The following is a 22,857-nucleotide window of genomic DNA, read 5'->3' as shown; positions in this document are numbered from 1 at the left end:
AATGGTTTATTAATAATCAATAATCTTTTAAAAGCATTTTAATATATTCGGAGTTCGTTTCACTTTTAATTGTTTTAAGCTTATCAGAAAGCGATGAAGATTTATTATAAACGGCTCCTTTTAATGCAAAATGTCTTAAATCTACATTTTTGCTGTCAATGATTTTAGAATAAAAATTATCAAAATTACCCTTTTTACCAGCCAGCATTGAAGCAATGCCTCTTAAAACATTTGAGGGTTTATTAACATTTTCTTTATTAACAATTTCTAAAGCAATTGACAATGCTTTTAAAGAATCTTTATCCAAAAGGTAACTAAACATTGAAATTTTAAAATTATTTTCAATCTTAAAATCAAACATAATGTTTTTTATCTCAATATCCCCAAGATCCATATCAATTAAAGCCTTAGCAGAAGCCTCTCTAACTTTAAGAGATGGATCGCTTTTAAGTTTGTAAATCAAAATATCCTTTGCTGAAGAGTCCTTGTGTCCTTTGATTGCATTAATAGCTTTAAATCTAATATTATCATCAAAATCTCTTAAAAATCCTTGTAAAATCTCTTTGGACTTTAAAGAAGGATCTTTAGATAAAGAAGCAATAATAGCTAATTTAACATTTAAATTATTGTTATTACTCTGAAGATATAAATCAGCATTTGAAGTTACTTTATCTGGAGCAAGATATGATAACGCTTCGATTGCGGCAGCCTTAATTGATGGACCCTCGTAATTATCTAGCGAAATTTCATAAATTCTATCCTTATAATCAATAGCAGCGATTTTTCCAAGAGCAATAAGTATTTCTCTTCTAGCTCCATCATTTCCAGAATATTTTTCAAAAACTTCCATCATATTTTTAGAATACTCAAGAGAATTAAGCTCTCCTAAATAATAAGCTGCAATAGATACCACATTACCTTCTTTATTTTCAAGAATGTCAATAAGAGTTTTTTTTAATTTTTCTTTATCGTCAAACTCCTTAAGATATGAAATCGCCAAGCCAAATAAAGCAGTTGAATATCTTTTGCTCTCATAATTTTCAAGAATATAATTTGCTGTATCAATGCCCCCTGAATACTTAAGAGAAATAAACAATTCAAGTATTTCCTTTTTAATCTCAGCATTAAAAGTTTTCTCAAGTCTTTTTTTAAGAGAAAAATTATATTGACTATCGCTTGATTTTTTAAGAGCTTTTATAATGCTTGTAACTTGACTATCAAGCCCATAAAGAATTGTATCGTTAACATACTTACCATCTAAACCAACATTAGAAAAATTCTCTCCCTTAGAAAAATTTTTCTTCTCAACAAGTTTATTTTCTGTAATTTTGGGCAACAAAGGAGGACTGGGAAGAGTTGGAGGATTAACATTTTGAGCATATACATTAAAAATAAGTAAAAAAAATAAAAAATAAAAGTATTTCATAAAGCATCCCTCCTAATATACCTAAAAAGCTTATTTATTCCTAAAACAGAATAACAAATAAACAAAATAAAAATGCTAACAATTCCAGCCGCAATTAAAAAATAAAGATTTTTAAGACTAAACCCCACATCCCACTTAAACTTTTCAAAAAAGAAATAAATTGCATATAAAGGAAAAAGTGTAATAATTGACTTTAAAAGAACAAATAAAATTTCAATTAAATCAATTTTAACCCCGCTTTTTAATATTATAAAATAGAAAACAATTACACAAATCATAAAAGAAATAGATTGGGCTAATGCTAAAGCATTCAAACCATAATAATTAATACCAAAAACAGAAAGTGCAACATCAAGAATAGAAAATAAAACACTCAAATAAAATGGTGTTTTTGCATCACGAATAGAAAAATAATATTTTTGAAAGAAACTAAACATTGAATAAAAAAGTAAACCTAAAAGAAAACATTTCAAAACACCCGCTGTTTTTTGAGTATCATAAATAGAAAACTTGCCCCCCATAAGAAATAAATTCAAAATATAATCAGACCAAATAAACATTAAAAAAGATACTGGAATAAAAATTAACAATAAAATTTTAATTCCATCTACTAAAAGGGCATTTAATTTTATATTATTATCCAAAGCAGCATGCTCTGCCATTTTAGGGAAAATTACTGTTGCAATAGAAATATAAAAAATTCCTACAGGAAGCTGATAATAAACTACAGCATTACTAAGAATAGAAACACTTCCTATCTCAAGAGTAGATGCTAATGCAAATGAAATCTGCTGAGTAACAATTGAAATGGAAAATCCAAAAATCATGCGAAACCACCTGGTTAAAAAATTTAAAAATACTTTTTCTCTAAAATAAAATATTGGTTTCAAGGTAAAACCAATCATAAGGCAATTTGCAAAAGGAATCAAAAATTGTAAAAACCCCCCAAAAATTACGCCAATAACAGCACTATATATTCCAAAACGGCCATAAAATAAGAATATACTCAATATTATTCCAAAAGAAAGCATAATAGGCGAAAATGAAGGAATGAAAAAAATTCTATACGAATTTAGAACAGATACGAAGATTGATGATAGGCTTATTAGCAAAATATATAATACCAAATAACTAAATACAGAACTTGCAAAAATTAAGTTTTCGCCCCTATAATAAGATATAAAATACATAATAGGCTTTGCAAAAATAATCATAACTAACACAATTAACCCAATGGAAATAATGTTAAAGGTTATGACAGTTCTGAAAAAAGAAACGGCTTTTTCGTGCGATTTGTTTTTTTCATGTGTAAATTCAGGTAAAAAAGCCGAAGTCATTGCACCCTCTGAAAGAATTTTGCGCAAATTATTAGGAATATTGAAAACATAGTTAAAAATATCGGCATCAAGATTTGCACCAAAATAATAAGAGAAAATCTTTATCTTTGCAAAGCCCATTATTCTTGAAAAAAAAGTGGAAATCATGACCAAAATTGTAGAAACAACATATTTATTCATCGAAATTTCCCTCTTCATACTTTTTTAAATATGAAGTTCTAAAGTTTAAAAAATTATCATTTAGAATTGCGGTTCTGATCTTGGAAATCAATCGAAACATATAGTAAATATTATGCTCACTTGCCAAAACTATTCCAAAAAGCTCTTTTGATTTCATCAAATGTCTTAAATATCCTCTTGAATACCTTGTACATAAAGTACAACCGCAATTTTTCTCTACACTAGAAGTATCATCCTTATACTCCTTTCTACCAATACGCATTACCCCATTATCTGTCAAAAGAGACCCATGCCTAGCAATTCTTGCGGGATTAACGCAATCAAAAATATCAATACCGTAATATATGGCATCAAGTATGTAATGGGGAGTACCAATACCCATTACATACCTTGGTTTTTCTTTTGGTATCAACAAAGAACTATATTCAAGAATTTCTAAATATTTCTCTCTCGGTTCTCCAACAGAAATGCCTCCGATGGCAATACCTGGACTGTCTAATTCTAATATATCATTGATGCTTCTTTTCCTTAAATCTTTAAAAAAATTTCCTTGAGTTATTAAAAATAAAAGACCGTTATATCCCTCTTTTCTGTTTTTATAAGATTTGAATGTTCTGCTAGCCCAATTAGTTGTAATATTTGTATATAAATTGGCTTCATTATAATCAATCCCGTAAGAACTGCAAATGTCAAGTGGCATAACAATATCACTGCCAAAAATTTCTTGCATAGCAAATACTCCCTCAGGAGTAAAGTAATGATATGATCCATCTAGATGAGATTTAAAATGTACACCTTTTAGATCAATTTTTCTCAGATCAGAAAGAGAAAATACCTGAAATCCACCCGAATCAGTTAAAAAATTTTTATTCCAAGTTGTAAAATTATGAAGACCACCATATTTTTCAATAGTTTTAATCCCCGGTCTTAAATATAAATGATAAGTATTTGCAAGCATCAAATTACATTCCAACTTCTCAAGGACAGTATGTTTCAATCCTTTCATTGCTCCCAAAGTACCAACCGGCATAAAACAAGGAGTATCTACTCGACCATGAGGAAGATTTAGAAATCCAACCCTCGCATTAGAATATTTGTCATTCTTAATTACACTAAACATATAAATATCTCAAATAATTATTATATATATTATTTCCTAACAATCCTATAAACAAAAAAATTGATAATCAAAAAAAATATAGTTGTAAAAGAGCTTGCTATATATATGTGTAAATAACCAAGATCCGCTAAAAAATTAAAAATCACAATGGAAATAACATAAACAACAGCAAAAGCAATGCTATTTAATAAGCTGAGTATAAAAATATTTTTTTTAAGAGCAAGAGCAATAAACCCAACAGTAAAGCTGAGAAGAATCAATCTAAATGAAAAGAATATCCTATTTAACAAATCAAACAATGCATCAGAATAATTTAAACGTTCGGCTTTGAGAAAACTTATCCAATTTATAAGTTTAGTAAAATTTAATGCCTTTGATGAGAGCATTACGGTTCTTATGTAATCGGGCGCCAGCTTAATAATTCCTGTCCCATCAAGAACATCGTAGGCATTCTCTTTAATTTTTTTATCAACCCTAACAAACTCTCTAATACCATAAAGCTTCCATTTATTATCTTTCCATTCGGCTTTATTTATATCATACCTTGTTTGAAATTCATCTTTGCTGTCTTTAATTATAATCATCAAATTAGAAAAAGTATTCTCATCAATATCATAAGATTTAATATTATAAATTTCTCTAGCAAGATCTCTTATTATTATGGTTTTATCACCAGATCCACTATTGCCAATGCTATTCTTAATAAGAAGATCTCTTTTTGCTATAGTGTCTATTACTAAATAATTATCAAAAAAGAAAAGACTAACTGAAATAAATATACTAATTAAAATGATTGGTTTTAATATCCTGGTAAGTGGAACTCCACAACTAAAAAGACCTATTATTTCATTTCTCATAGAAAGATTGCCAATAAGATTCGAAATAGCAAAAAGAAAAGATAAAGCCACCCCATCTGAGAATGCCTTTGGCAAATATAAATAATAAATATAAAGAATATCTTTAAGGCCAATATTCTTTTCAAGATAATTAAGAAGATTAACAAACAAATCACCAAGCATAATTAAAATCATGAAAAGTAAGTTCATGGACAAAAAAGTAAGAATGATGCTTTTTACAAAAAGCTTATCTATTTTCATTTTTTTAACAATCTCAAAAAGAGAATTGCTCCTGCAATAATTAAAATTAAATTGGGCAAAATAGTAACAATAATAGGATTTGGTGCATACTGCACAGTATAAACTTTTCCACCAATAAACATTACCCAATAAAAAACACAAACAATAATTGAAATTACAAGTTCAAGAATAATGGAATATTTTCTATTAGAATACATTCCCATTGAAAAAGCTAAAAAAATAAAAAATAAAACTGAAAGTGGTAAACTAATTTTTTGATAAAATTCAAGATTAAACAGAGCCAAATTTTGCTTCATGCTTCTATCTTGATAGGGTTTGAAATTTAAATTTAAATTATACATATAGTTTAAATTTTCAAAAACATAAGATTCATCCATATAATAGTTTTGATTGTATAAATAATTTAAATAAAGATTTGAAAAATTTAAACTTAAAAAGTCTCCTTCTAGATTATTTTTTATATTTGAATCTGCAATTAAATTATTTTGCTTTTTAATTAATTGTATAACATCCCTCATGCTCATTTGAGAAGGAGTTACATAATTTAATAAAAAACTATCACTAAATGTAACCTGATCGATTGAATATTTCATCTTATCTGCATAAAAATAATCATAAAATCCACTCTCACTGTCTGTTAAAGCAATAGATATAACATCATTTAAAATAAAATATACTTGAAAATTTTCTTTTCTAATATCAAGATTTTTTGCCATAAATATTCTATCAAAACCCTTAAGCCCAGTGTTATCAAAAAAAGTTACATTTTTATAACCATTTTCCGATTTCTCACCAGAAACAAAAATCAAATCTCCATATTGCTTGCTTGAATAAGGCTTTAATACCAAATGGGGAACTTCTTCTTTTATTTCATTAAAAATTTTTAACCTACCAATAGATCCAAGTGGAAGTAAAATATCATTAGATATAAAAGATATAAAAACAATAACTATTCCCAATTTAAAAAATGGGACAAGTAAATCAAAAATTGATATGCCAATTGAACGAAAAGCTAAAATTTCATTGTGAAGCTTGAATTTATGAATAGTAAGAATTACTGAAATCAAAGAAGCAAAAGGGGGAGAAAGCGCAATAACCATAGGAAGAGAATATATAATAAAAATAAAAGCCTTCAAAAAGGGAACATAATTTTGAAGAAGTATTCTCATAAAGAATAAAATTTGATTTATAAAGAATACGAAAAAGAAAAATAAAAAAGTAATTAAAAAATATTTAAAAAATTCAGTAATTATGTAAGACTCATAACTGTTTTTTAATATTTTCATCTACAAAAACCAAACCGTTATTAAGAGTGCCCAATATGACATAATTTTCAAATCTAGAAACTTTTATTAAATTCAAATTAAGAAGTCCATTATTGGGTCCAAAATAATCCCAATTGTCATTTTCAGAATCATAAATCAATAATCCATGATCAAAGGTTGCAAACAATAACTTTTTATCTTTAATCTCCATATCCATAAAATAATTAACATCAATATTATTGGCAATAATATGCTTTTTATAACTATTTTTATTTAAATCTAATTCAAAAAGACCCCCGCCATATGTTCCGACAAAATAACTATCTTTATATTTTTTTATAAAATTAATATTTTTTTCATTATCACTCTTGCTAAAAAAATCTAAATGTTCGATCTTTTTCAAATTATCTACATTAATACTATAAATAGCCTTGTCAACTGTTCCAACCATCAATAAATTTTTTAAACTATCAAAGCAGAGTGAAGAAATTTTACTGGATCCAAGAGGTACATTTTTCCAATTTTTTAAGTCATAAAACCATAGCCCAGAATTTAGAGTACCAACAAATATTCCATTTTTAACACCGAGCAAAACTTGTACATTACTAAAATCAGCATTACTGGGAACACTTATTTGCTTCAAGTCCCCATCAACATCATCTATATAATAAACAACATTTTTACCACCAATATAAATTGTTCCATTATAATCCGCAAAACCCCTAATGCCATTTAAAAAAATGCTTTTTTTATCCTTAAGATAAACTCTACAATCATTTTTTTTAATATTATATCTTAAAAGCCCTCCCAATATATTAGTTACAAATATATCATCATTAAAGACAAATGTATCAAAAACACTATTGTCAAGAAATCCTAAAGACTCTAAGTTTAAATGGCTTACCCCAAGTTTATTACTCAAAAAATCATAAATCTCTTTATCATAACCTGAGATAGAAAATTCATTAATCTCTTTAAATACAGAAATTGCATCCAATTTTTCTCTAGCAAGATATTTCAATTCAGCTGATCTTAAACTAGCATGAGAATACTTATAGTCTTTTAAAAATAAATCAAAATTATATTCGGAAAGATCATAAAAACCATTCTCATAATTTACATATCCAAAAAACAAATTTGCCTTAGCTAGCAATTCCCTGCTGTGCTTATCCCCATTGGCTACTATTTTATTCAAATAATAATTTGTCAAGCCAATATTTTTTTTAGCATAACTTACTCTGGCTTTTTTAAAATAAAAATTATTTTCTTTTAAAAAAGCATCACTAAGAAAAAAAGATTCATTATCTTTTAATCCTATCAAATAGTCTCTTTTAAATTCACTCTCAAAAGCATCGTTATTATCATCAATAATAACTGATTCTTTTTTATTCTCTACAATATCACTAATATGAGAATCTTGAATAGATTTATTTGTAGTAAGGCAGGAAAAAAACAAGACAAAATATATAAGACAACCTTTAAATAAATTATTCAAAACAAATTTCATTATTATCTTAATAATCTTTATCTCTAACAATTTCAAGATCAATTTTTCCAAATTTGTCTATATCAATTATTTTAACCTTAATTCGCTGACCTTCTTCTAATTTTGGAGGACGAGCTAACCCCGCATTACCTCTTATATTATCTCCACCACTACCAAATCTAGAATATCTATTACTATTCCCAAATCTTCCAGAACCATACTTACTGTCTCTAGGTTTTAAACGAGTACTTAAAAATCCTTCCTTTGCAGGAGTAAGTTCAATAAAGGCCCCAAAGCTATTAATCTTTTTAACAATTCCTTCATAAATTTCGCCTACCTTTGGTTCTCTTACAATACTCTCTATTCTTTCTTTGGCCTTTTGCATCTTAAAATCATCATCCCCGAAAAGAATGATTTTCCCATTCTGTTCAATTTGAACCTTAACTTCAAACTCATCTGTTATAGCCTTAACGGTTTTTCCAGTAGATCCTATCACAAGAGATATCTTATCAATGTCAATTTGAAGTTGAACAATTTTGGGAGCATACTTAGATATGCCAACTCTTGAATTAGAAATTACAGTATTCATAATAGATAATATATGTATTCTACCTATTCTTGCCTGCTCAAGAGCATCCCTCATTAAATCTTTGGTAACATTTTCAATCTTAATATCCATTTGAAATCCAGTAATTCCATTTTTTGTACCAGCCACTTTGAAGTCCATATCACCTAAATGATCCTCTTCTCCAAGAATATCACTTAAAACCACATATTTATCCCCTTCGCTAATAAGCCCCATGGCTATTCCTGCAACTTGCCCTTTAACAGGAACCCCCGCTGACATTAAAGACATGCTACCAGCACAAACAGTAGCCATTGAAGAAGATCCGTTAGACTCTAAAACTTCAGAAACTACTCTAATAGTATAAGGAAAATCATTTTTTCCAGGAACCATTGATTCTAAAGCTCTTTGAGCTAAATGACCATGCCCAATCTCGCGCCTGCCGGTCATAAGTCTACCGGTTTCACCAACTGAAAATGGAGGAAAATTATAATGGAGCATAAAATTAAGGCGCTTATCGCCATCAATATCATCCATTATTTGCTCATCAATGCTTGTACCAAGAGTAGTTACCGCTAAAGCTTGCGTTTCTCCCCTTGTAAAAAGTGCAGATCCATGCGTCCTACTTAAAATATCAACTTCTGAAATAATATCTCTTATCTCACTGGGAGTTCTGCCATCTGTTCTAATATTGTCGTTAAGAATAGAACTTCTAACAATTTCCTTCTCAAAATCATCAAAAGCTTTATGAAAAAGAGACTCATTACTATCAGTTAACTTCTCAAGAGAAGAAAAATGCTCATAAGATTTATTTCGCAGAAAAGTTATCGCTTTATCTCTATTAAGCTTTCCCTTAACAAAGCAAGCTTCTTTAAGATCATCATAAACAAAATCTCTAAGCTCATCTTTAAATTCAAATATTTTTTCTTCAAAAGCTAAAGGAAGTTTTTCTTTTTTACCTACAATATCTAAAAATTCTTTTTGAGCATTGCAAATTTGTTTAATATATTCATGCGCACCGTCTATTGCTGAGAGCAAAATATCCTCACTAACCTCATTAGCACCACCTTCTACCATAGTAATTCCATTTAAACTTCCGGCAACAACAATATCAAGATCAGAATCATGAATCTCTTCAAATGAAGGGTTTACTATAAACTTACCATTCAAATAAACCATTCTAACAGCTGCAATTGGACCGTTAAACGGAATGTCTGACAAAAAAACCGCCGTAAAAGCAGCATTCATTCCAACAATATCAGGCGGATTGAGCTGATCTGTAGCTAAGGTCGTAGGAATTACTTGAATTTCTCGACCAAATCTTTTATCAAAAAGAGGCCTCATTGGCCTATCTATTAACCTGGAAACAAGTATTTCCTTATCCTTTGGCTTTCCTTCTCTTTTGATAAATCCTCCTGGAATTTTACCAGCTGCATAGTATTTCTCATTATATTCAACAGAAAGCGGAACAAAATCTAAATCTTCTCTCACATTACTCGAACAACAAACAGTTGCAAGAACCGAAGATCCCCCATAAGTTGCAAGAACTGATCCATTAGCCTGTTTAGCCATAAATCCGGTCTCAAACACCAACTCGTCTCTGCCTATTTTCAACTTTAATATTTTCCTCAAAATTCACAACCTCTTTTTATTTTCTAAGACCAAGTTTAGATATCAACATCCTATAAGCTTCTAAATCTTTTTTCTGGTAATACCGCAACAAACTTCGTCTTTGCCCTACCAACTTCAACAAGCCTCTTTTTGAACTATGATCTTTTTTATTTATCTTTAAATGTTCAGTTAAATACTTTATTCTACCTGTAATAAGTGCAATCTGAACCCCAACAGAACCAGTATCGCTTTCATTTTTTCCAAATTCAGAAACTATTTTTTGCTTTTGCTTTTTATCTATCATAAAGCAACTCCTATACCATTATAGCAAAGCTCTAACAAACCTCTTGCTATAATTTAAAATAACTACTACGATAGATTATAATATTTTTTCTTAAAAATAACAAAAGCAATTTACCCTTTTCAGGTTATTTTTAATAATAAATTATTAAATTGTTTAAAAAAACAAATATAAAATTAAAATGTCATAACATATTTATAATTAAAATATAATAACATACTTATATTTATTCAAACCCACCCCTTGAATTACTGCTAATACTTTTTCTTCTCTGGATTTTAAAATCTTAAATTCATTAATATTGATTTTAATTTCAAAATAAACGCCATTTTTAACAAAATTTATCTTATTAGAATCAATGTAAACCTTTTCAAAATTTTTTAAAGATTCTAGACTAATTAAGGGGGCTTTACTTAAATTTTCACACAATGTTGAATCTTTTAATCTAAACATACCTACTTTGGTTCTTTTTAAACTGCTAACATACGCACAAGAGTTTAGAGAATAGGCTAAATCTCTTGCAATACTCCTAATATAAGTACCCTTTGAGCAGCTAATTTTCAAACCAAGTAAAGAAGAAGTAAAATCATAACTTAATCTTTGAATATTATAAACAGTTACTCTTCGTTTTTTAATTTCAAAAAACTTTCCATTCAAAGCAAGTTTATAGGCTCTGCTGCCATCAATATGAACAGAAGAAAATTTGGGAGGACTTTGATAAATATCTCCTACAAAATCTTTAAGCTTTAAATCTATATCCTCTAAATTAGGAATATGATCGGTTTTATTCACTATTCTTCCATTTGGATCAAGGGTATCTGTTTCTAATCCAAATCTAAATTCTGCTACATACTCTTTATCTAAAGAAGTAAAATAACTTGAAAGCTTTGTATATTTTCCTACAAGACCAATCAAAATTCCACTTGCAAATTTATCAAGTGTACCAGCATGCCCAACACGATTTGTATTAAAATATTTTTTTACAGGAAAAAGAGTTTCAAAAGAGGTTTTACCTTGTTCTTTATTAATTAAAAGGAATCCATTTTCCAAATTTAATTCTCTCTTGTAGTATTTAATCCTTCAATTAACTTATTAACATAAAATGACTTAGAAAGAGAATCATCCTTAACAAATAATAATTTAGGAGTACTTCTAACTTTAATTCGCTTAATAATTTGACTTTGGATGAATCCCTTAGCATTATTTAAAGCTTTAACTGCATTATCCAAAGAAGCGCCCTCCTTGATAGAGCCCACAAACACCCTAGCATTTATTAAATCTTTTGAAAATTCTACTTTAACCACGGTTAAAAATGAATGAATTCTGGGATCTTTAATCCCCCCGCTTACTATTAAATTGCCAATTTCTTGAGCAATAAAACTTTCAAGCTTAAACTTTTTAATATTCTTATACATAAACACATATAAATAAAACAATACTAAGTTTTAAAAGACTTTTTCACCTTTTTTATCTCAAATGCTTCAATTATATCTCCTTCTTTAATATTAGCATAATTATCAATCACAACACCACACTCATATTGTTCAGCAACTTCTTTAACATCATCTTTAAATCGCTTTAAAGATGAAATTTTGCCGGAATGAATCTGCAAACCATCTCTCATTACATTAGTAATCGCATCTCGCTTTATTAGTCCTCGAGAAACATAACAACCGGCTATTACCCCAATTTTAGGAACATTTATTACAGCTCTTACTTCAGCAAAACCAATAAACTGCTGCTCAACATCTGGTTCAAGCATTCCCTCAAGAACTGACTTAACATCATTTATAGCATCATAAATAACATTATACTTTCTAATCTCAACTTTTTCCTGATCTGCTAGCACCTGAGCTTTTGCAGTAGGCCTTACATGAAATCCAATAACAATAGCATCGCTTGCTGAAGCAAAACTAATATCTGTTTCAGTTATTACTCCTGCTGATGAATGCACAACTCTTACTCGAACTTCATCGTTTGTTAATTTTTCAAGAGAATTCTTTAACGCTTCGACTGATCCTTGAACATCTGCTTTTAAAATTATTTTAAGCTCTTTAAGCGTTCCTTCTTTGATTGAATCATAAAGGTTTAACATGGTAACTTTTTTTACATTTTTGGAAGATTCATATTTTTTAAGATCTTGTCTTTTGGAGCTGATCAATTTTGCTTCTTTTTCAGTTTTGGTTACTTGAAAAGGGTCCCCAGCCTGAGGCATTGAAGAAAATCCCAAAACACTAATGGCTTTAGCAGGCCCAACGCTCTTAACAGAAATACCCTTGTCGCTAATTAATGCCTTAACTTTACCATAACACGCTCCGCCCACAAAAGAATCTCCCACATAAAGAGTTCCATCCTCAATAATAACAGAACAAACTATTCCTCGCCCCAAATCAATCTTGGCATCAAGTACTTTTCCAATAGCTCTTTTAGATGGATTTGCCTTTAGCAACATCATATCTGACTGTAAAAGAATCATATCAAGAAGTTCAGAAATTCCTATCTTTTTAAGAGCAGAAATCAGCACAAAAATAGTGTCTCCCCCCCAATCCTCAGATACTAAACCGTATTCTGAAAGCTGATGTTTAATCTTATCGGGATTTGAATCTGGCAAATCAATCTTATTTATGGCAACAATAATTGGAACATTTGCTTCTTTTGCATGATTGATGGCCTCAATAGTTTGAGGCATAACACCATCAATTGCTGACACAACAAGAACAACAATGTCTGTAACCTGAGCCCCACGACTTCTCATCATAGTAAAAGCTTCATGGCCAGGAGTATCTAAAAATGTTATTTCTCGATCATTATAAACAATAGTATAAGCTCCAATATGTTGAGTAATGCCACCAGACTCTGTTTGATTTATATCTATATTTTGAAGTACAGAAAGTAGTTTAGTCTTGCCATGATCAACATGACCCATTATTGTAATAACAGGGGGCTTTTCAACTCTTTTACTTTGATCCTCCACTTCTTCTTCTATAACCGTTTCATCATAAATAGAGACAACATTAACTTTTGAACCATACTCTTCAACTAAAATAGTTGCCGTATCAGAATCTATTTTTTCATTAATAGTCACCATTACACCCAAAGCCATTAATTTAGCAATCAAATCAGAGGATTTTAAATTCATCTTTCTTGCAAGATCAGAAACAGTAATGCTACCCATAATGTCAATTGACTTTGGAATAGGGTTAGCTAAATTTTCTCTTTTCTTTTTTTGAAGTTGTTCAAAAACTTTTTGCTCAATTGTTTTGCTCTCAGTTTCTGCTTTTTTTCTCTTATAGCTTTTTTGACTCTCTTGTTGCTGTTTTTTTTTCTCACCAAGTTTACGATTTAACTCTTTACTATTCTCAGAATCTGCTGAAGGTGTGCTGCCAACAACAGGAATTTTGGTTTTTATAACTCTTCTAAAAGACATAGAAGTAGTAGTATATTTATTTTGAGGATTATTTTTGGCAACATATGTTCTCTTTGCCAAACCTTGATATTGAGAAGCTGAGTTGTCTCTGTTTTGTGAATATCCACCAGCCCCCCTGTTGTCTCTGTTTTGTGAATATCCACCAGTTCTGTTGTCTCTGTTTTGTGAATATCCACCAGTTCTGTTGTCTCTGCTTTGTGAATATCCACCAGTTCTGCTGTCTCTGTTTTGTGAATATCCACCAGTTCTGTTGTCTCTGCTTTGTGAATATCCACCAGTTCTGCTGTCTCTGTTTTGTGAATATCCACCAGTTCTGTTGTCTCTGCTTTGTGAATATCCACCAGTTCTGCTGTCTCTGTTTTGAGAATATTCAGCTTTGCTGCTGTGTTTATGCAAATCAACAGAACCATTTGAATCATTTTTACCGTTTAAATCATTGTGTGTTACAATTTTTACCACCTTCTTTTTTAACTTAATAATCTTAATTTTTTTGCCATCTTCATTTTTAATATCATCAATATTTTTCGACAAACCTACTCCTCCTCAAACTCAAAACTAAGCCCTATTTTACAACCCGGACAGGAGGTCATATTTTCATTAATAACAACACCACATTCAGGACAAAGAAGCTCTTCTTCTACCTTTTCCATAGACTCATCATTGTCATTAGAAATTATTATCATCCCCTCTTTTAATATTTTGTTAATTTCTTCTTGTTTTTCATAACTTACACCAAGATTAAAAAGCACCCCCTCATCTGCTTGTAAAAAATTATTAATATCATCAAGTCCCTCTTTTGATAAATTAGAAATCACAGAAGAATCGAGTAATTTAAGATCACTTATTTTACTGATCTCTTCAAATTGCTCCTCTTCAACAACATCCTGCATAACTTTATCAAACATTTCAAGCGTTTCTTGCTTAAACTCTGAATTAGCTTTCATTTCTGCAAATTGACTACTAGTTTTAACATCAATAGCCCAGTCAAGAAGTCTATTGGCAAGTCTAACATTTTGACCCATTTTACCTATAGCAAGAGAAAGTTGGTCATCGCTAACAACTACTAAAGCTTTATGTAAATCCTCGTCAAGAATATAAACATGTTCTATCTTAGAAGGAGTCAAAGAATCCTTTATAAATTCTTTAATATCTTTACTATAAGGGATAATATCGATTTTTTCTCCTTCAAGCTCCTTAATTATAGATTGAATTCTGACCCCTTTTTGCCCTATACAAGGACCAACAGGATCAATCTCTTCTTTTTCAGAATAAACTGCAACTTTGATTCTATAACCAGGATCACGAACTATTTTATGAATCTTAATAATACCCTCTTCGATTTCTGGAATCTCAAGCGCCAAAAGCTCTTCAATAAACTTTGGATGGGTTCTAGAAAGAATAACTTCAATACCATTTTTTCCCTTTTTGACACTATAAACTAAAACTCTAATCTTATCATTAAGGTTATAAACTTCTCTTGGCGACTGATACTTTTTGGGAATGATACCATCCGTATTGCCAAGATTAACATAAAGATCACCATTTCTATTTTGTTGAACGTATCCAATAACAACCTTATTCAACTTGCTTTTAAATTCTGATAAAATCTCATTATCCTCAATTCCTTGCAAGTCATTTTTGGTTCTTTGTTTGGCAACCTGAATAGAAAGCCTATCAAAAACTTTAGGATTAATTTCAATGTAAGCATAACCACCTTCTACAATATTTTCCTTTGAGATATCTTTTTCTAATATTTCAAGCAAAGAATCTTTTACCTCTTTTACAATTTTCTTTTTTGCATAAACAGACAAATCTCCAGTATCATCATCAAACTTGATAAAAGCATTCTCATTGCTTCCAAAATACTTCTTATAAGCTATTAATACCGATTCTTTAATTGTTTTTCTAATAGAATCTATACTCATGCCACGATCATTTGCAATATTTACAATCATATGCCCCGTGCCCTTTATCATCCAAAATTCCTCCTTAAACTAATCTGGCCTTCTTAATATCACTATAAAAAACATTTACTTCTTTGCTATCTGTTTTAAAAATAAAACTTTTTGGCTTTGACTTTAATATAAAACCTTCTTCAAATTCATTATCTAGCATCAACTTAATCTTTTTACCTTCAAAAATTTTAAACTCTCTGTCACTTTTTATTTTTCTATCTATTCCTGGAGTAGAAAGTTCTAAAGTAAAACCATATTTAAGATTTGCTTCTAAAATTAATAAAATCATTTTATGCAAATCGGTCAACAAATCAACACCTAAGGAAAAATCTTTACTATAAAGAACTATTTGAATTTTTCCATTATTTTTATTTCTAAAGATATTAATTTCCAATATCTCAACATTTAACCGCCCTGTTAAATCTTTTATCAAATTAAAAACTTCATTATTTTTATCAAAATATTTAATCAACTGTATTCCTAAAAATAATAAGGTTCTTTAAAAGAACCTTATTAAATACATAAACTAAACCTTATGTCAAGATTAACACTTAGCAAAAATAATGTCAACATTAAACCAAATTATAAGATCTAGCCAAAGAAAGCTTTATAACCTTATAAGCTCCCAATTGCATAATAAGATCCTCACAAATACACATAGATGCTCCTGTAGTAACAATATCATCAAGCAAAACAATCTTTTTAAACTGAAAATTTTTATATTTTGATCTTAATTTAATTTTATTTTCAAGATTTTTAAATCTGAGATTGCCTTTCATTAACTTCTGACTTTTTCCATACTTTCTTGAAAAAATATTTATATAATTAAAACCAAAACGGCTTAATAAAATACCAATATATTCCATATGATCAAAACCATAAAATAATTTTCTTTTAAAACTACAAGGAACGGTTACTATTTGATCAAAATCAATATTATTTAAACATTCAGCAATTCCACTTGCTAAAAATCTGCCAATTGACTTTTGAGCATCCCTCTTATAAGACAAAATTAAAGATTTGTAATGTTCTTTATATTCAAAAAAATAAATCAAATTTTCATCAAATTTAATTTTAAAATTAAAAAGTGGCTTACATTGGTCACAAAGAGCATTAGAAGATACATATCTTTTTTCACAAAAAATACAAAAAGGTAAAAATATACTCTTTAGAGCATTTAAATAACTCATGCTAACTAGACTGAGAAACAACCTTTAAAACAATTTGATTTAAAAGCTCAATTGATTGAAAAGGGGTAATATTATTAATATCTATGTTAGAAATAAAATTTTTTAATTCCAAATACTCATTCAATTTAATATGAATCTCAGCATCATTTTTCAAGATCTCTTTATTATTACCATCAGAAGAAACATGGGGAAGAAACTCTAAACAAGAACTACCCTCTCGGCCCAGCAAAGTTTCTAGAATAACATTAGCTCTATCTATCACTCTTAAAGGAAGTCCTGCTATACGAGCAACATAAATTCCATAAGAATTAAGTGATGGTTTTTCTTCAACTTCTCTTAAGAAAACAAGATCGTTGCCTTGCTTTTCAATTTTCATTGAAAGATTAATAAAAGCTTTATGATTAATAGACGACAATTCATGAAAATGTGTGGCAAACAAACTTCTAGCTTTAATATACTCTAAAATATATTCTATAATAGAATAAGCAATAGCAAGCCCATCATTAGTACTAGTACCTCTTCCAACCTCATCCATAATTATTAAACTCTTTTCTGTTGCATTCCTTAAAATATTAGCTGTTTCATTCATTTCAACTAAAAAAGTAGATTCGCCTTTGGCAATGTTATCACTTGCTCCAATTCTGCAAAAAATTTTATCTGTAATTCCTATTACAGCTTTAGAGGCTGGCACAAAAGAACCTATGTGTGCCATTAAAGTAATTAAAGCTACCTGGCGCAAATAAGTTGATTTACCTGCCATATTAGGTCCAGTAATTAAACAAAAATACTTTTCTTTATTAATCCTTACAAAATTTTCAGTAAAGATTTCAGTGTTTTTAATGTAGTGCTCAACAACAGGATGCCGAGATTTGTCAAGAAAAATTTCTTTACTGGACGTCAATAAAGGCCTTTTGTATTCATTTTTTTTTGCCAAATAACCAAAGTTAACAATTAAATCAATATATGCAAAAAATTCTGCAACCTTTTTAAGAACTTTATTATGTTTAACAACATTTGATGCTATTTCATCAAAAATTTCCTGTTCAAAAGCAACCACATTGTCTTCAGCATTATTAATATCTGCTTCAAGAGAAATAAGTTTTTCTGTTTTATATCTTTTTGAAGAATTTAAAGCTTGGCTTTCCATAAAATGTGATGGAACTTGGGCATAATTACTTTTTGTAACTTCAAAAAATAATCCCCTATTATTAGTTTTTCTAATCTTTAGGTTATTGATCTTGCTAAGCAATCTCTCTGATTCAAGATATTGATCAATATATTTATTTGCATTAATCTTTAAATCTTTTAAGCCATCAAGCTTTAAATCATAACCTCTTTTAATAAGCTCATCAGGTGCGCTTGAAATTGCACTATTTATTAAAAAATAAACTTTAGAAATACTATCTTCTTCAAACTTATCAAAATTCCAATAATCAAAATTATGCTTGTTAAATAACTTTTTTACCGTAAAAAATACAGAAAGGGCTTTTTCAATAAATAAAAAATCTTTTTTAATATACCTTTTCATTTGAATCCTAGATATTATTCTTTCAATATCCCATATATTAATAAAAATTTCTCTTAAAGTCACAGTTAAGCTAATATTTTTGCAAAAAAACTCGACATGATCTAGTCTGGTATTAATCTCAGAAATATTTAAAATTGGATTTAAAATAAATTCTCTTAAAAGTCTCTTCCCCATTGCAGTTTTGCAATCATTTAACACAGAATATAATGAATATTGAGAAGAAAAATCATTGTTATTTTTTACAAGTTCAAGATTAACTTGAGTTACGTCATCAAGAAACATGTACGAAGAATCATTATTAATATCTATTTTATCAATATTACTTAATAAATTTTTTAAATTATTTTTTATATGATTTATAATAAGAAAAATTGAAATGTAATAGGGCTTTTCCTCATCAAATCCAAGAGAACTCAATCCAAGTATGTTAAAATGCTCCTTTATTGTTTTTATTGCAATATCCTTATCAAGATGCCAAGTGGGAACTCTGTTGATTAAAAACCTACTAAGGTTAAGCTTCTCTGAGTATTCATAATAAAAATTTTCAGAAACTATTATCTCTTTAGGAGAGTATTTCTCAAGATCCCTTTTAAGTTTTTCAAAAAACCCATTCTCATAAAACATTATCCCAAGACTAGAAGTAGATAAATCTATATAAGAAAATGAATAATAATTTTTATAATCACTAATAGCAACTAAATAGTTATTAACATCATCATTTAAAAAATCTTCATCAATAATAACGCCTGGGGTTATTACTTCAACAACCTCTCTTTCTAAAGGCCCTCCAGAAGTAGAATTAGACGCTTGTTCACAAATTGCAACCTTTTTGTCAAATAAAATTAATTTCCTTATATATTCTTTACTGGTGTGATAAGGCACCCCACACATTGGAACATTTTCTCTTTTTGTCAATGTTAAATTAAGAAGCTTACTTGCCTCAATTGCATCATCAAAAAACATTTCATAAAAACTTCCTACTCTGAAAAAAAGAATAGCATCTTTATATTTTTTTTTGATATCTAAATACTGCCTCATCATTGGGGTAACATTTTTTTCCATATGCTTCCTAAATAATATTGAATTACAATTGATATTATAAAATAAATATAATTCAATTAAAAAGGAAGAATATAAAATGATTAAAAGACCGTAAAAGCAATATTTTATACAATCAAAAGCTATCTAATATTAAAAAGCTACTGTTTTAAATTTAATTAATTTTAAAAAATTTGCAAAAAACTTTTCACAATAAACAATATTTTTTGCTTAAGCTAGATTTAAACTTATTTTGAAGCAAAATTGAAGATTTTAAAAAAGAACGTAATATTTTGAAAGGAAAAGCCCTTAAGGATTTTTATTATTTTTTTCTAAAAGGTGCTTAACAACATCGTCTGTTATATCAACAGTGCTGTTGTGGTAAAGGATATATGGATTATTTTTCTTCATAATCAAAGAAAATCCATTAATTTCTGCAACATATTGAATAGCACGAAGTATTTTGCTTAGAGATTCACTATTATTATTCAAACTATTAATATTGGCCAATCTCTGCTGTTCTAAATTATTCTTTGCCAAACTAGACACTCTCTTTAGCTCATCAACTTTCAAATTATATTGATTTCCAAAAGATCTTGCATTATCTAAATCATTATCAGCAATAGATTTATCATACATATCCCTTAAATTCTTAAGCTCTAAATTTAACGCATTTATTTGCTCTTGATATCGATTTTTTATTTGATCAAGATTAGCTTTCAATTGAGGATTTAAAACTTCAATCACAATTCTATCAAAATCAACAATTCCTATTTTAATAACATCTATCGCAAAAACATTAAAAGAAAATAAAAAAAACAATGGTAAAATCAAAAAAAACACAAATTTCTTCATAGCATTAATCAATATCTCATCTCAATCCCTAAGAAAAATTTAAATCCAGAATAATATTTGTAATAACTTTTGGCTTTATCATTGTCAAAATAAAAAGGATAAGCTATTACAAAAGACAGCGGCAATTGAGGCAAAAGACTTCTAATTCCAGTTCCCCAGCTAAAAGCAAAACTACTAAAAGGTCTAAACAAAGAATTTTCTTGCCCTTCTAAAGAATAGGAAGCAAAATCTATAAAAAAAGCATCCCAAACTAAAATATTTTTTAACAAAGGAATTGATATCTGAACAGTATTTACAAAAGAACTGTAAATATTTTTCAAAATCCCCCAACCTCTAGCCTGCATAAAATTTTCACTAAGAATTATATGGTGATGGGGTTGAATTTCAATTTCAAAACCATTACCAAGAGGAGGCAATATATTAGAATAGACACTTCTTAAGGTTAAAATAATATCAAAATAAGGAGTAAACACATCCTCATATCCTAAAAGAGAAAAATATCTCTCAAAGGTTGTAGAAGATTTAATAAAATGGCTCTGACCAAATAAAAATCCACCAAAAAAATCAAACTGTTGCTTAAGTAAAAATCCATTATTAGATAAAGAGGTAGAATTTCTTGTATCCCAAGCCGCACTCAAACTAAGAGAATTTTCAAATCTAAAAGTTTTGTAATTATCTCTTAAATAATAATTTGAAGGTCTGTTGACCTCATTATCATAAAAAACATATTTTAAAGCAGTTTGCAAAGTACCAAGAAGGGTTTGCTTGCCAAGATAATTAGAAAAAGTATACCCGGTAAACGCTCCAAAACCAAGTTTAAGCAAAGAATAATTCATAGAATTAAAATCAGAAAAGCTTTTAGCATCTCGATATTCTTCCCAGCTTGTAAATGGATCGGGAACTTCCCTTTTGCCAGAAAAAATAGGCCCATTAATATCCTGATAAGCAGTATTAACAGAGTGTGAAAAATCTATAAATCCACCAACGGTCCATCTTTTCTGAAAAAACCAATTATCTCTAAATGTCAAACTAAGACTTTGCTCTAAAAAAGATAAATTTAGTCTTGCGGCAAAATAGTAGCCTTCGCCTAAAAAATTAGAAAGCTCCCACTGCCCAAATACTGAGAATGGAAACGAAGAATTTGAATTGCCTCCAAAATTCATACCAAATCCAAAATTACTTGTTGCTCGCTCCTCAATGTTTAAATTTATTTTCATAAGCCCTTCTGTATTGCCTGGAACAATATCAGGAATTACATTTGAAAAATAGCCAAGCTGCTGTAAGTTTGCCATACCCATCTTAAACTTGTCCAAACTAAAAACATCTCCCTCTTGAAGAGGAATCTCTCTAAGTATTACATGTGAAGCTGTATTTTTATTTTTAAAAACATTAATAGACTCAATATGAGCTTTATCCTTTTCTGTAATTTTAATTAACAAATCAACAAATTTTCCTCTTATCTTTTGTGAAGAAATAATTTCTGTAAAAATATATCCTTCCTTAAAATAACTTTCCTTAATTTTTCCAAAATCCTGCTCAAATTTAGAATCATTAAAAATATCACCTTCACTAAAGGTAATAAAACTTTTTAATTCTTCCAAAGTAAAAACTGAATTACCAGAAATTTCAAGCTTTCCAAATCTAAAAACATTGCCTTCTGAAAGAAAATATTTCAAAAAAACTTCCTTTTCTGGCCTTTTAGAATCTTTAGGAGAATCTTTAATATCAACAGTACTATTGATAATCTTAACATCAATATATCCATTATTTTTATAAAAAGACTCCAGTTGACGCTTATCCTTATCAACATTACTTTTTAAATATTTGCCATCCGAGAAAAGAGACACTACTCTTGATGCTAAAGATTTTCTCAAAGTGCTACTTTTAAAGCTTAAATTTCCTTCAAAGTCAATTCCTTTAACAACATATTTAGGTCCAGCTACTATATTAAAAATAATATCAACTAAATTTCCTTCTTCTTTGATTTCAAAATTTGCAGAAACCTCAAGATATCCCATGTCTTTATACATCTCTTCAAGCTTGTCAATGCCTTTATTAACACTCGCAAGATTTAAAGGCTCATTGGTTTTAATATTCACCTTTTCAATAAGTTCACTATTCCAAAAAACTCTACTGCTATCAAAAAAAACAACAGAATTAACTAAAGATTTTTCTTTTACAATAAATGTAATAAAAAGATCATCACCATCCATTTTAAATATAGGCTTAATAAGCCCAGAAAAATAATCAAGAGAATAAAGATCAATTTGCAATTTATCAAAAATTTCATTAGAATATGCCATGCCAATGTAAGGTTTTAAAATATTAATAAAATCTCTCTCCTTCTTATTCTTAAGTCCTTCAAAATTAACACCCTTTATTATCTTTCCTTTGTAATTTTCAACTTGACCAAAACTAAAAACAACAAAAAATATTAAAAAACTTACAAAAAACAAACCTCTAATTGAACCCATCT

The 22,857-nt window shown here is 28.9% G+C and carries 17 protein-coding genes; all 17 read right to left on the bottom strand.

Annotated features, from left to right (window positions below; translation table 11 throughout):
- Positions 1-16 precede the first annotated feature (16 nt).
- A complete protein-coding gene (locus QIA00_RS04100) occupies positions 17-1,426 on the bottom strand; it encodes a HEAT repeat domain-containing protein (protein WP_316257613.1) in 1,410 nt (469 codons plus the stop codon).
- Complete coding sequence (murJ, locus tag QIA00_RS04095; protein WP_316257611.1) at positions 1,423-2,943, bottom strand: murein biosynthesis integral membrane protein MurJ; 1,521 nt, start codon at positions 2,941-2,943, stop codon at positions 1,423-1,425. The genes QIA00_RS04100 and murJ overlap by 4 nt, the downstream gene beginning before the upstream one ends.
- The gene (tgt, locus tag QIA00_RS04090; RefSeq protein ID WP_316257609.1) at positions 2,936-4,063 is read right to left on the bottom strand and encodes a tRNA guanosine(34) transglycosylase Tgt; all 1,128 of its coding nucleotides are present in this window, start codon (positions 4,061-4,063) and stop codon (positions 2,936-2,938) included. The genes murJ and tgt overlap by 8 nt, the downstream gene beginning before the upstream one ends.
- 29 nt (positions 4,064-4,092) lie before the next feature.
- A complete protein-coding gene (locus QIA00_RS04085) occupies positions 4,093-5,160 on the bottom strand; it encodes an LptF/LptG family permease (protein ID WP_316257608.1) in 1,068 nt (355 codons plus the stop codon).
- Positions 5,157-6,446, bottom strand: a complete 1,290-nt coding sequence (locus QIA00_RS04080; RefSeq protein WP_316257607.1) for an LptF/LptG family permease — start codon at positions 6,444-6,446, stop codon at positions 5,157-5,159. The genes QIA00_RS04085 and QIA00_RS04080 overlap by 4 nt, the downstream gene beginning before the upstream one ends.
- Complete coding sequence (locus QIA00_RS04075; protein WP_316257605.1) at positions 6,421-7,932, bottom strand: ligand-binding sensor domain-containing protein; 1,512 nt, start codon at positions 7,930-7,932, stop codon at positions 6,421-6,423. The genes QIA00_RS04080 and QIA00_RS04075 overlap by 26 nt, the downstream gene beginning before the upstream one ends.
- A 7-nt stretch (positions 7,933-7,939) precedes the next feature.
- The gene (pnp, locus tag QIA00_RS04070) at positions 7,940-10,108 is read right to left on the bottom strand and encodes a polyribonucleotide nucleotidyltransferase (protein ID WP_316257604.1); all 2,169 of its coding nucleotides are present in this window, start codon (positions 10,106-10,108) and stop codon (positions 7,940-7,942) included.
- 16 nt (positions 10,109-10,124) lie between these two features.
- Entirely contained in the window at positions 10,125-10,391 is a 267-nt protein-coding gene (rpsO, locus tag QIA00_RS04065; protein WP_002557393.1) for a 30S ribosomal protein S15, read from the bottom strand.
- Positions 10,392-10,589: 198 nt separating this feature from the next.
- The gene (gene truB, locus QIA00_RS04060) at positions 10,590-11,438 is read right to left on the bottom strand and encodes a tRNA pseudouridine(55) synthase TruB (protein ID WP_316257603.1); all 849 of its coding nucleotides are present in this window, start codon (positions 11,436-11,438) and stop codon (positions 10,590-10,592) included.
- A gap of 2 nt (positions 11,439-11,440) precedes the next feature.
- On the bottom strand, positions 11,441-11,803 hold the full coding sequence (gene rbfA, locus QIA00_RS04055; RefSeq protein ID WP_316257602.1) for a 30S ribosome-binding factor RbfA: 363 nt from the start codon (positions 11,801-11,803) through the stop codon (positions 11,441-11,443).
- Positions 11,804-11,826: 23 nt separating this feature from the next.
- Positions 11,827-14,346 carry a translation initiation factor IF-2 gene (gene infB, locus QIA00_RS04050; RefSeq protein ID WP_316257601.1) on the bottom strand — a complete coding sequence of 840 codons (2,520 nt, stop codon included), beginning with the start codon at positions 14,344-14,346 and terminating at the stop codon, positions 11,827-11,829.
- A 2-nt stretch (positions 14,347-14,348) separates the two neighbouring features.
- The gene (nusA, locus tag QIA00_RS04045; RefSeq protein WP_316257599.1) at positions 14,349-15,791 is read right to left on the bottom strand and encodes a transcription termination factor NusA; all 1,443 of its coding nucleotides are present in this window, start codon (positions 15,789-15,791) and stop codon (positions 14,349-14,351) included.
- 13 nt (positions 15,792-15,804) lie between these two features.
- The gene (gene rimP, locus QIA00_RS04040; RefSeq protein ID WP_316257598.1) at positions 15,805-16,242 is read right to left on the bottom strand and encodes a ribosome maturation factor RimP; all 438 of its coding nucleotides are present in this window, start codon (positions 16,240-16,242) and stop codon (positions 15,805-15,807) included.
- Positions 16,243-16,342: 100 nt separating this feature from the next.
- Entirely contained in the window at positions 16,343-16,960 is a 618-nt protein-coding gene (locus QIA00_RS04035) for a ComF family protein (RefSeq protein WP_316257597.1), read from the bottom strand.
- A gap of 1 nt (position 16,961) precedes the next feature.
- A complete protein-coding gene (mutS, locus tag QIA00_RS04030) occupies positions 16,962-19,550 on the bottom strand; it encodes a DNA mismatch repair protein MutS (RefSeq protein ID WP_316257596.1) in 2,589 nt (862 codons plus the stop codon).
- 285 nt (positions 19,551-19,835) lie between these two features.
- Positions 19,836-20,369, bottom strand: coding sequence for an OmpH family outer membrane protein (locus QIA00_RS04025; RefSeq protein ID WP_316257668.1), 534 nt, complete (start codon positions 20,367-20,369; stop codon positions 19,836-19,838).
- A 20-nt stretch (positions 20,370-20,389) separates the two neighbouring features.
- Positions 20,390-22,855, bottom strand: coding sequence for an outer membrane protein assembly factor BamA (gene bamA, locus QIA00_RS04020; protein WP_316257595.1), 2,466 nt, complete (start codon positions 22,853-22,855; stop codon positions 20,390-20,392).
- Between the last annotated feature and the right edge of the window lie 2 nt (positions 22,856-22,857).

The organism is Borreliella americana (genome assembly GCF_032595795.2).
Taxonomy (GTDB): domain Bacteria; phylum Spirochaetota; class Spirochaetia; order Borreliales; family Borreliaceae; genus Borreliella; species Borreliella americana.
The sequence above is the reverse complement of the archived record's forward strand: the minus strand, read 5'-3'. Positions and strand labels throughout refer to the sequence as shown.

Bases quoted from the DNA above. Each gene is read 5' to 3' on its own strand.
- rbfA (WP_316257602.1), bottom strand. From the start codon at position 11,803: ATGTATAAGAATATTAAAAAGTTTAAGCTTGAAAGTTTTATTGCTCAA.
- QIA00_RS04035 (WP_316257597.1), bottom strand. From the start codon at position 16,960: ATGAGTTATTTAAATGCTCTAAAGAGTATATTTTTACCTTTTTGTATT.
- rpsO (WP_002557393.1), bottom strand. From the start codon at position 10,391: ATGATAGATAAAAAGCAAAAGCAAAAAATAGTTTCTGAATTTGGAAAA.
- QIA00_RS04100 (WP_316257613.1), bottom strand. From the start codon at position 1,426: ATGAAATACTTTTATTTTTTATTTTTTTTACTTATTTTTAATGTATAT.
- QIA00_RS04080 (WP_316257607.1), bottom strand. From the start codon at position 6,446: ATGAAAATATTAAAAAACAGTTATGAGTCTTACATAATTACTGAATTT.
- QIA00_RS04085 (WP_316257608.1), bottom strand. From the start codon at position 5,160: ATGAAAATAGATAAGCTTTTTGTAAAAAGCATCATTCTTACTTTTTTG.
- QIA00_RS04075 (WP_316257605.1), bottom strand. From the start codon at position 7,932: ATGAAATTTGTTTTGAATAATTTATTTAAAGGTTGTCTTATATATTTT.
- murJ (WP_316257611.1), bottom strand. From the start codon at position 2,943: ATGAATAAATATGTTGTTTCTACAATTTTGGTCATGATTTCCACTTTT.
- tgt (WP_316257609.1), bottom strand. From the start codon at position 4,063: ATGTTTAGTGTAATTAAGAATGACAAATATTCTAATGCGAGGGTTGGA.
- nusA (WP_316257599.1), bottom strand. From the start codon at position 15,791: ATGATAAAGGGCACGGGGCATATGATTGTAAATATTGCAAATGATCGT.
- bamA (WP_316257595.1), bottom strand. From the start codon at position 22,855: ATGGGTTCAATTAGAGGTTTGTTTTTTGTAAGTTTTTTAATATTTTTT.
- mutS (WP_316257596.1), bottom strand. From the start codon at position 19,550: ATGGAAAAAAATGTTACCCCAATGATGAGGCAGTATTTAGATATCAAA.